Here is a 10,758-nt window from a genome sequence, read left to right on the forward strand (position 1 = left end):
CGTCCGCTGCAGGTCAGCTCGGAGTCAATCCGATGCAAGTGGTTATGCCCCCTGAGGGAGCCTTTGCACACGCGCCTAAGTTGCAGCATGTACCGATTCTGATCGGTGACGATGGCTCATACCCAATTGAAGCCAACCGCTACCTCGATGAGCGCAGCAACGGGGAATGGCAACTTCCTCGCGACCGATCAAAAGCAAAAGCTGAGAGTGAGCTCTTTTACGGGCCCATCCCAACCTTGCGCTCGCGAAGAAACATGGCCGCAAGGCTTTCTATTTTTCTCGAATGGTGCATAGACCAAGCCACTGATTGGCGAGAAATTTCCTACAACGAGAATATCCTTCATCAGTATCAGCCGGCACTCCTGAGTGGAGACGGCTCCCCGAGTGGGAGGCAGTTGGATCCCGCTACAGTTAACCTCTACGTCAATGAGGCGTGTCTATTTCTGACCTGGGCCAGCGAGCGCGGCTATCGCCTGCCCATGCAGATACCTGTAAGAAAAGTTGCATACACCTACATATCGCCCACAAGCTCGCAAAGCGGAACACTGCTCTCAAAGACTGTGCGGATCGGGTCTCTAACTGCGCCGGAAGCTCCGATCATCCTCCCTCCTGACAGGGAGGTTGAGATGTGGTTGAAGTCGATTTCGGTGCGTGCGCCCGTAAAAATTCTGATCTTCGAGCTGATCATCCGTTCTGGCCTCAGGATCTCGGAAGCCAATCAACTACGGGTCACCTGTTTTCCAGCAAAAAGAACGAGCGAGAGAACCAACTGGCAACCCGACTGGATATTGGCTGGTGAGGTTCCGCTAGTGCTCAAGTATGGCACTAAGGGAGGCAAGGTCAGTCCTGGGTCAGACCTTGGCACAAGATGGCGTACGGTATTTGTGCCACTAGATCTTGCCGAAAGGATCTGGCACTACATTTCGGTGATTCGACCGACCCAGCTGACGAGATATCACATTGGTGATAGGAAACACACCAAGCGGACAGATCGTCTGTGGCTTGGAGAAGGTGTGAACCGACCTGTGAGCAATGAGATGCTTCGCCGGATTTGGACTTCCGATCGGCATTGTCCCAAAGGATGGCACCCTCATACAGGAAGGCACCATTTTGCGGTGGAGAAGATCTGCGCCCTGACGCGGGCGCAGTTGGCCCTCGCAGGCAACTCAGAGCTGAGTGGTGCTGACTTAGGTTGGTTGCATGGGCTCATGGCCGGACAGGTAAAGATGCTTCTCAGTCCGCTTATGGGGCACGTTGATGAGCGCACGACGATGCAATACTTGCGCGCTGCGGTAGCCAAAATTGGTCGTGATCGAGGGCATCCAGCAATTCGTTGGAATGCGATCATCGACGAGGCATTGACGTGAGAGCGCGTGAAGATACAGGGGGAATGCCTGGGAAATGGGTGGTGCCCTGTACACATCCGGACCTCATTAGCACGGGGAAGATCTATGACTTCTCGATTCTGGCGACTGGTGCAAGTGATGCCCCGCCCATTGCCGCAGTCAGGCATTCCTGGAAGGGGGGATTCACTGGTAGGCCGGAGCTGCTGCGCGATCTATGGCCTACGCTGAGCGCGAGTATTGAAGGCATCGCATCAGACGGTGCAGCTGCAAGAAGGGGGGCACTGGTGTCCTTCTGGAGATTCCTCGATGCACTTGAGGGATACATGGCCTCAAATGGAATTCCATTCAAACGGGTGGTTAGACTTCGCGATCTGACATCCCGGCACGTTGCCCTCTACACAAGCCCGGGTCCGGAGGGTGCATGGGATGCCACTATGGACAGCAGAGCTGCCGTCGTCCGCGCGATTATAAAGACCGCGATTAGCTACCATGAACTTCCAGAGCTAGTACTTCCAGTTTTCAGGATAGCCTCGAATCGCCGCGAGACCCCATCCGAAGAGCACGGATTGGCCGTCATTAGGCTGCTACGAGCGGAGGCACTGAAGGTTCTACAGCGGTGGAGGAGAACGGACAGACTCATTCCTCAAGGACGCGATCTGATCGAGTTGTACAGAGAGAATCCTGAGTTCATGAATGCCCCCGACTTCGTATGTACGGAAGCGGATGCGCACGCGACCTATCGCGCGCTCATAAGGCTGACGGGAAATCCAGTGCCTCGGCGATCTCAGTTGTTGGCGATCTTCGGCAAGCGCATCAAAAGACTCCCAAGCTGGTGGGCGCACTACCCCGATGACCACGAACGATCAGGAAGCGAGGTCGGCTGGCACGATCTGGTTGCCGGAACCTATCCTACTAGCGCAGATGTCTCAATTTTCTTCCTGCTCTTTGTAGCGCGGAGCGCCTGGAACCCCGCAACCGCAGCATCCATGAACTTGAGCGACTGGACGGCAGTCTATGATGAGCAGCATGCATGGATCTATGCGCCTAAGGACCGGGCCAAAGGGACCGCGCAATGGACTGTGTCACGGGTAGGCGATGCGACGGGCTGTCATTCGTTAGTTGAGCTTCTTCTGAAGCGGACAGAAGGGCTTCGAGGCCATATCGAAAGAAACCCGCGCCTGTGCCCTCTCCCAGACGTTGTCGCTCGTAGTCCATGGGTGGGCGTAACAGTGCGCGGACGGCGACAAGGGGTGTATGTAGTAAATCCCCGCACAACTCGAACTGCAAACAACTGGCTCGCCTCTCTGATAGAGCAACTCGATGACGGCACCCGTACAGCTTCCGAGACCATGTCAATTGGACAGTTCAGAGATGTCGCCGCGGCTGCGATCTTCAAGGATTCTCAATACTCGAACTGGGTAATGATGGTACTACTTGGTCACAAGAACCTCATGACCACTAGGCACTATGGCTACCGAAGATCTTCTTTTGAGGAATCCTTCTCGCTTGTGTCCGAAGTGATTGATGACTTGTTCTCCCAGCTTCGGGTCAATCGTGTGTTCGACGTAGCCTTGACGAGGGCGAAGCTCGCAAAGTTGGACGTCAGTGAAGCCGAGATCGAAAAGCTGAATCAAGCACGCCGTCATAAGACCTACGACGGAAGCGGATGTGCAGATCCTTACAGCCCGCCAGCAGTCATTGATCCAGGCAATCCGAGAGATGGATGCACTCTATGCGTCCAGCAGCATAGGTGTGCTTCCAGCGGCTGCCCCAACTGTTTTGTGTTCACGGACAGCCTGGACTTCATCTGCCGGCGTGTGGCAGAGCTAGAGGCAGTTCGGACCTCCGTAGGAATGGTTCGGTTCGATGCTGGATCAGATGCAAGTGACCTGGCGCGGCTTCGCCTAACCGTTCTTCAATGGCCAGCAGATGCAGTGAAGTTCGCCATTGATAAGTGGGCGGCAAGGATAGCCTCCGGTGAGCACATGCCAATCTACTTCGCAGGGCAGCACTGATGAAAATGGTCAACCGGTCTCTAGTAGCAGGCAACCATGAACTCCTAGCTCCTGACGTGGAGGTGTCGCTACTGTCGATTAGTCCGAATGAGCTGAGGTTGGCGCCGGAGGCAAAGCTGAAGCAGCTTCAGAAGCTTGTTGGAATGGGGGACAACTGGGGCGTTCTTCGTATTGACGACGAACATCAGTCTGGCCTACGGACCTCTGATCTCGATCTAAGGCTCTATTCTGGAAGGGGCAAGACGTGCAAGGGGAAGCACTCACCCTTCGTAGTTCGAGAGCTTATGAGGCTGGCGATCACGATGGCGATAATTCCAGGCAAAACCGGGAAGGTGTATAGATACACAACGATCCGGACGCTCATTGCCAATCTTAAGAGGGCGATCCAGCGTACAAATGTACGTCCAAGCTCCAAGAGACTCTGGAGCCTGGTCGAACGCGCTGGCCTGACGCAGAAGTACTCTGACTGCCTTGGGGTGGTTGAGTACTACCACCGACTGGGGTGTCTTCCCGATGGCCCCGCGCCCATGCGTCCAACGGTTCATGGAATGAAGGCTGCGCGAGATCGAACGGGTGAACCTGAGCATACAATCCCGGTCAGCATAGCGAAACCTCATCAGCCATACTCAGATGAGTTCGTCTCTGAAGCAGGCTCGATGGCACTGGTGATGATCGAAGTCGTTGGTCCTACTTTGTTGGATGCCGTAGAGGCCGCACTCGCCGCTACTGAAACTACTCGTGATCTGAAAGACGGTCCCTCGCCATCTCCCAGTCGCCGAGCTGCTCGCGTAAGCAATGCTGTGATCCGGTCATGGGAATGGCGGGGGCCTGACGGGGAGCCGCTTAGGGATGCCCCGCTTCAATTTTCGATGAAATCCGGGCGAAGTGGAAAAACCGTCGCATGGCCGCCTCGGACGTTACCCCAGGCCTTGCGCCTGATAGTGGTTCTACAGGGTGCACACGCTTTTCCGGTGGCTCTTTCTGGCGGTCCCCGACATGGTGAACTGCTAACGATGCAGATCGGCTCGCTTGGCAAGCGAGGTGGTTCCAGTGTTTACGAGTTCAGAACCTGGAAGTTTGAGAATCCCGGAGGGAGGCAGAGTGAAGCGCCAGCGCCGTCAATTGCCATTCAAGCGATTCTGCAGCAAGAGCGCCTAGCGAACATTTTTCGACGGCACCACGGCCTAAAGGGGAACGGCCTGTGGGTTTCCCCAAGATATCCAGATAAGGTGCCGAGCCTTGCGCATGTGTTCAATAGCTTCGTGGAGATACTTGGCCTGGAGCGCTGGCTCACCGATGGTGGTATGAACCCGCATCGATTCCGAAAGACCCTCGCTCGAATTGTTGCTCTAGCGCTTGTCCATGCGCCAAAGATTTTGATGGATGTCTTTGGGCACAGGGATGAACAAATGACAATCATGCGCTACATACTTTCGGATCCAGGAATTCTTTCCGAAGTACAGCAAGTTGTACGTGAGATGCTTATTCTAAAGGGAGTGGAGGCGATCAATAAGGCTGATGAGGTTCAGGGGGCCGGCGCAGAGAAGCTACGGGGGCGTGTGGCGCTGTTCGCGCGCCGGCTGGGTAAGTCCGCCCTTGATCCGCAGAACATCAGGGAGTTCGCCCGCGCGATGACTGCTGAGGGCTCTTCTTGGGCAGTTGTCGCACCAGGAATAGTGTGTACGAACTTCACCGATGGAGGCCTTTGCAACAAGGGGCATGGTCAGGCTAATCCACACTACTGTCATCCTGCATGTGAGAATCAGTTGATTCTCCCTGACGACGAGGATAAGGCGTCCAGAAGCGTTGTTCAGGCCATCGAGACAGTTCAGTACAATCTTGAGTTGCTAGAGCACGCTTTCGTGGATGATGACGTTATGCTCATTGCTCAGTTCCGGGGGCAGATCAAGTCCGTGCTCGGCAGGTGGAAGAAGGTGGACGAATACTTCTCGAAGAGCAGTTTGCTGACGCGCCTCGTACCCAATGTGGTACTTCTGAAATGAGACAAAAGAAGAGTCTTGCCGAGCTTGGAAAGGAGCGGACGGAGGCGTTCGTTGCACGCCTTCGATCAACTATGGCCGAGATTGACAGGGAGATATCGGAGAACGACGGAGTGTATCCACGGAACTCTGGTCGGCTGAATGTTGCAGAGCTGTGTCGGCGGGCAAAGGTAACAGCGGTATCGCTGCACGGAGAGAAGCATGCCGGCACCACAAAGCTCGAGGTGCAGGCCTGGCTCACGAAACTTCGAGTGGACGTTCCTACGAGCGTGAAGGCCGCCAGACGAAAGTCCTACTCACAAAGGCTGGGATGGAAAGAGAGGTACGACGGTATTTCTGCGCAGTTCAAGAACATGTACTCGATCGAGGTGGTGCAGCGAGATGCAAAGATCGCCGCCTTGAAGAAGGAGATTTCTGAGCTGAAGTCACAGATCAAGAAGCAGCGCGAGGCGGGCTCAAGGGTGGTTGGAATCGAGAGCGGGAGAAGGAGAAAAGCGAGTTCGTAATAGGGCATCTCGCAAGCTTCGAATGATGCCCCGCCAGAACTCTTAGGAGCGCGTTCGCACCAGCTCCTCAAGTCGATGAAACTGGTTGTTTCGCTCTAGGTCGGGAGCGGCGGCCCTTACTTGAGCTAGGCATTCATTCAGTCCTAGAGGCGCCCATTGTTGGGATCCAACAACGGCACCCAGCAAATCTAAAGCCTCAGTTGGCGACTGGCTACAAAGGCCAGATTCTAGTAGAAGATGGACGATGTAGTCCGAATTCGCTACCGGCTGAAGCCAGTCACGTACCGCCTTCAATGCGGAAGGGAACTCAACCCGGGCCGCGATGGCGAGTCGAGCTAAGGAGGCAGCAATGCTGGGTGTAGCTAGATTGCGCGATTTTGGCCAAATCTCCTGCCAGAAGGGTTGGACTCGATTTCTCCAGAAGTCTTCGCGTTGATCGCCTGCGGCCTCCAGTGCTTGGGAGAGCGATTGTGCGGACTTCTCCAGTCCATCCTGTGGAAGCTTGCCCAATGCAGATCTAAAGTCGTCCCGAGAGTAGCCTTCCAATTGCCCTAGGGCTGAGTGCGTTAGGAAAGCAGAGAACTGTCCTCGGTGTTCACCAAGGTCGGCGTAGTGACCGGCCGTCAATAGGAACTGCGACTTCAATGCCACCATCAATGGCTGGTACAGTCGCGGTGACCAAAGAAATCCTTCCCAGGCTGCTTTCGCTTCGACAGGGTTGGACCAATCGAAGAGCGGTAGTAGCGTCGCTTCGGTCCACGCCCGGTCTACGCGATACAGGGCGATGAGTCTAGATGCGAGCAACACCCTGCCATGGCGGAATCGATCTACTTCAACATCGCATATGGCGGAAAATGCCGCCTTAAGTTCAGGGGGAAGTAGGTCTCCATCGTTGGGCGCCCTCTTGAACCATAGATTGAGCAAGGCGCGCGTGGCATGCCCAATGGGGTGATTAATCGCCTCCGAGACAGGGTTATCGATTGGCTCGCCGTTCCTTGTCATGCCACTACTCAAGGGGATCGGAAGCGCAAGCACTCGACCGGCGAGAGTCAATAGGAGGTTCTCGCGATTCGCGCCGCTTCTTGAAGTGGCCTCCATCCACCACGCTACTGCAGGTGCGATCTCGGACAGAACTTCATCAGGCATTAGCAGTACCAAAGGCGATGCGTACTGCCAGGAGCGGGCTGCCATTGAATCGTCCGACCAAACCTGAAGCGCCTCGCGCCACCGAACTGCGGGCCAGACGTCTTGGTGAGCGAGGTCGCAGAGCGCGGCAAGGCTATGGAAGAAGCGAGTACGGCAGACATCCCGCCAAGTGTCCTCATAGAACGGTCTATGGGCAGGCCTCGGCGATTCAAGCCATTCAACTAGCTCCTTGCGAGTGCGAGGGGCGACATCGACCTCTCTGCCGTCCTCGAAATCCGGATCTCCGGTGCCGCTCATCCAGTGTGAGAATTCGTCCTTCTCGTTAGGGTCCAATCTCAACTCAGGATGCGCGATGGATATCTCCGCTAGGCGCCTTGCTGCAGACACACCAAGATGTAGGCCCGAGGACTCCAGCTTCGCTAGACGAATCCATACTGCGCGAGCAACCAGGCGATCCCAGCGTTCGGACTCCAGATCATCGCGATACATCTCGCGGGGAGGTCCTGCCAAGATGACATTCTCCAAGCGTGCTTGAGACGCGTTGTCTAGAATTCACCCCTGGAGAACAAGAAGCCTCAGCACTTCGCGTGCGGTGCACTGCGACCACAGCCACCGCCCCTCATCCAGTAGCAGCCAATCGACCCACTGCTCCTGCTCGATGCAATTGTCCTGGCTGGCCGCAAACAATGCCAGCCGCTTGAATGTGGGATACGGGATCTCGAACCATGCCTGAGCCATGAGCGTGGATCTCGACTCATCCGTAGCTCGAACTGCTAACCAAGCGTCGCGTAGCAGTTCAATCAGGCTAACCCAGTCTCGGAAGGACCGGTTCTGCCAATGGGGCGTGATTGATGGAAGGTCCCAGTAGGATCTATCGACAAGGTCATCTGCCTCTCCTAGATCTCGAAGAAGGCCCAGCGCGTCACAGAGCAGTTGCTGTAGGTCCGAATGCAGGAGCGGGAGTGCCTTCTCCCACTCACCCTTAGACTGATCCTGGAGGACCGCATGTACATTGTCCTCCGCAAGCACAAGGTCCCAGTCAACCAACTGCTTAATTCGCACTGTCTCGTCTGCACCATCGGCCACTTCGCCGTCCCAAACAAATGGACGCCTTAGTGTGATCTTTGGGCTGAGAAGGCTACGAAGTTCCATCCGAAGAGACGTGTTCAGTCCCTCACGTCTAAGACGCTTGATCCAACGATATAGCAGCCCCCCTGACAGTGGGGTCTTGAGTCGGCCACCGAGCACGATTCTCCAAAGAGTTCGCATCTTTGGATCGGGCACACCCTTTGGGGCGTCCAGGCGAATAAGATCCAGCTCCGAGACTTTGCCATCCCGTTCCAGTGTGGCCAGACGCTCAAGTTCGGAGTCGACTAGAGAGATCCAGCGACTATCCATCTGCCCGCCACGCTCTGCAATCCATATGATCAATCGTGGATCGTCCAGATGACGCACAAGCCAGCGTGCGAGCTGGAACATCAATCCATCCCATCGGCTGGCCATACTTCCAGAAGACGCCAGTGTCATAGGAGGAGCGTGATCATAAGGCGCAGGCCTACGAACCAAGCTGAATCTGAGTTCTGCATCCTCCTCCTTAACCGAGGAGAAGCCAAAGCGGGCTAGATCCCTCTGCAAGAATCGCTCATGGGAAAATGCCTCGAGGAGCCACTCAAGCGGGGGAACTGGATTGAACTCCGCGAAGCGCTTCGCGGGGAGGCCTGACTTGTCTGAAAGAGCCCACAGCATTCGTCCAACAAAATCGTCCTGGAGCGTGCTGTCCTGAGGTTGGGCCATGGCGTGCTTCGCAACAATGGCCTCTTTACCTTGAACTCCATCGCGATAGACATCTGCCCAAGTCCTGATTGTGTCGTGCAACGCAGAGTGGTCATGGGTAGCAGGCTGAACCCTGTAGAGGATAGGTCTAACGCCCTTAGCTTCCCATTCAATAGTCTTCAGATGCTCTTTCCCGGCTTCGCAATCTCCGAACGCCCACGCCTGCGGGGTAACCTCACCGAGCATTCGATCTGCTGCTAATGCGTCCATCATGTACCGGAGGACCGGATCGTCAATGCTGTATCCAATGAAGCAAACGACATAGTTGCGAAAAAGTTCGCTGACGAACCGCGCGGCCCAGCGTTCGGTCAAGTAAGCCAAGCCGAAGTCACCACTGGTGGCCACTAGTCGATGGAGTGCTGCATCATCCTCACTCTCCGGAAGCAGGCCATGCAGAAAGACAAGCCCATCCCAGCGGCTGCTCTTAGGGATCGGCAGCATTGGAGCGGGATAGGCCGGAAATGGTTGGCCCATGCGCTTCGCCGCCGCGTGGAAGGTTCGATCGAAGTTGGTAGTCACCAACCGCAACGCGCCATCCCGGCTTCGTGCTAACCGAAGAAGCGCTGCTTGGGTGTCAATTGCTCCCTTCCGACGAAGCTTGGGTCTCAACGATTTCGCTAGGGCGCGCCGAACCGCCAATCGCTGCCCAGGCAGTCGCCTTTCAAGTAGATCGAGAGTCGCGTCGAACTTTGAATGATCGAAGGCGGCACGCTCGATGTCCGTGAATGATGTCCCATTCGACGCATAGATTTGCTCAACCAGTCCTTTGAAACCAGGTAGTCCTGACGGGTAGGAGACTCCGGCGCCGCAGAAGAAGACTACTCGTCCTTCTTCGTGTGCCTGTAGAAGTGCTTCTGGGATGTCTGGCCCGTCGACGATGAACTGCATTGCAACTCCCTCTGAATGCTCTCGAACAGAGTGTAGGTTCAAATCAGATGGAATTGGCCAATCGCAGCGTCCAATTAAGTTCTTCTTTTGAAGTTTGTGCGGATTCAGTCTGATGGTCCAAGAGGTGAGATCTGTCCGAGCCCGCTCAACGCCTCGTCGTGGCAGTGCCAATCATTCTTCAGTAAATTCGGCTTCGAACTCGTGCTGATGTGGCAGTATTGAAGGTAGGGTTTTTGGTCTCATCCGCGTTTAGGAATGTTAAAGCCAACCACAGCGGAGGACCGCAACTTCAGCGCCTCAACAGTGGTTGGCAATTGAACGCTTCCATATGAAGGGACTGCATTCCGATACCCACTCATATGGACGAGGTGCTTATGGAACTAGCGAGTCCAGGGCATCCATTCTCGGAGTCCTCCGGACTGGCTCTGTCTGATGCCGGTGGCAAGAAGCGCTCTCATTGCCTCACAGCAACCTACATATGTGATCCAGAGGGAGAGTCTGGAGAGCACTCCGGTATCGAACTGGTGATGGAGTACGTTGGCAGACCATTCATGTCGATCCCAACTCCATAGTTTGGAGCATGTTTTAGCATGCATCGATCATCTGTGTCCGAATTACCTCCGCTAGCCCCTTGAGGCCGGGCAGGGATTGGCGACGAGTGGGGTAGTACAGCATGAATGGTGCGCCCATTGATGCCCAGTCTGGCATCACAACTTCAAGTGCGCCGGACGAGATTTCGTCCTGCACTCTGAGTTCCAGACAGTATGCCAACCCCAATCCCTGCAACGTTGCAGCGAGCAGAGAGTCGGTGCTGCTCACCCTCAGCATTCCGCTGGGAATTACCTTGACCATACGATCACCGTCGCCAAGTTCCCAGCGATAGATTGAGCCGTCGCCGATTCTGTTCTCAATACAAACATGCCGCCGCAGTGGACCGACCAGCCTTTCGTAGACATCCGGACGCCATAATTCATGGCAATGACCGAGGTGTTTATGGGCAACAGCAAGCAGTACACGGATGAGT

7 protein-coding genes are annotated in these 10,758 nt (G+C 55.4%); 4 read left to right on the forward strand and 3 right to left on the reverse strand.

Going from position 1 to position 10,758, the window contains the following annotated elements:
- Nucleotides 1-32: 32 nt before the first annotated feature.
- From ACM0PK_RS15650 to ACM0PK_RS15665, 4 genes are read left to right on the forward strand one after another with little or no spacing between them, the layout of a single operon-like run.
- On the forward strand, nt 33-1,367 hold the full coding sequence (locus tag ACM0PK_RS15650; protein ID WP_414607041.1) for a site-specific integrase: 1,335 nt from the start codon (nt 33-35) through the stop codon (nt 1,365-1,367).
- Complete coding sequence (locus ACM0PK_RS15655; RefSeq protein WP_125899102.1) at nt 1,364-3,361, forward strand: hypothetical protein; 1,998 nt, start codon at nt 1,364-1,366, stop codon at nt 3,359-3,361. Before ACM0PK_RS15650 ends, ACM0PK_RS15655 begins: the two co-directional genes overlap by 4 nt.
- Nucleotides 3,361-5,364 (forward strand): site-specific integrase, encoded by a 2,004-nt coding sequence (locus ACM0PK_RS15660; RefSeq protein WP_125899103.1) that lies wholly within the window; start codon nt 3,361-3,363, stop codon nt 5,362-5,364. The genes ACM0PK_RS15655 and ACM0PK_RS15660 overlap by 1 nt, the downstream gene beginning before the upstream one ends.
- Nucleotides 5,361-5,867 (forward strand): hypothetical protein, encoded by a 507-nt coding sequence (locus tag ACM0PK_RS15665; RefSeq protein WP_049459868.1) that lies wholly within the window; start codon nt 5,361-5,363, stop codon nt 5,865-5,867. The genes ACM0PK_RS15660 and ACM0PK_RS15665 overlap by 4 nt, the downstream gene beginning before the upstream one ends.
- Nucleotides 5,868-5,909: 42 nt before the next feature.
- On the opposite strand, the gene ACM0PK_RS15670 is transcribed toward ACM0PK_RS15665, so the two are convergent.
- The 3 genes from ACM0PK_RS15670 to ACM0PK_RS15680 form a co-directional block, all read right to left on the reverse strand.
- Nucleotides 5,910-7,502 (reverse strand): hypothetical protein, encoded by a 1,593-nt coding sequence (locus tag ACM0PK_RS15670; RefSeq protein WP_008267133.1) that lies wholly within the window; start codon nt 7,500-7,502, stop codon nt 5,910-5,912.
- 63 nt (nt 7,503-7,565) lie between these two features.
- The gene (locus tag ACM0PK_RS15675) at nt 7,566-9,734 is read right to left on the reverse strand and encodes an SIR2 family protein (protein ID WP_197573146.1); all 2,169 of its coding nucleotides are present in this window, start codon (nt 9,732-9,734) and stop codon (nt 7,566-7,568) included.
- A 585-nt stretch (nt 9,735-10,319) separates the two neighbouring features.
- The coding region (locus ACM0PK_RS15680) for a LysR substrate-binding domain-containing protein (protein ID WP_495498535.1) at nt 10,320-10,758 on the reverse strand (439 nt) is incomplete at its 5' end.

Origin of the sequence: Stenotrophomonas sp. FR010, assembly GCF_047520755.2 — a bacterium.
Lineage (GTDB): Bacteria > Pseudomonadota > Gammaproteobacteria > Xanthomonadales > Xanthomonadaceae > Stenotrophomonas > Stenotrophomonas sepilia.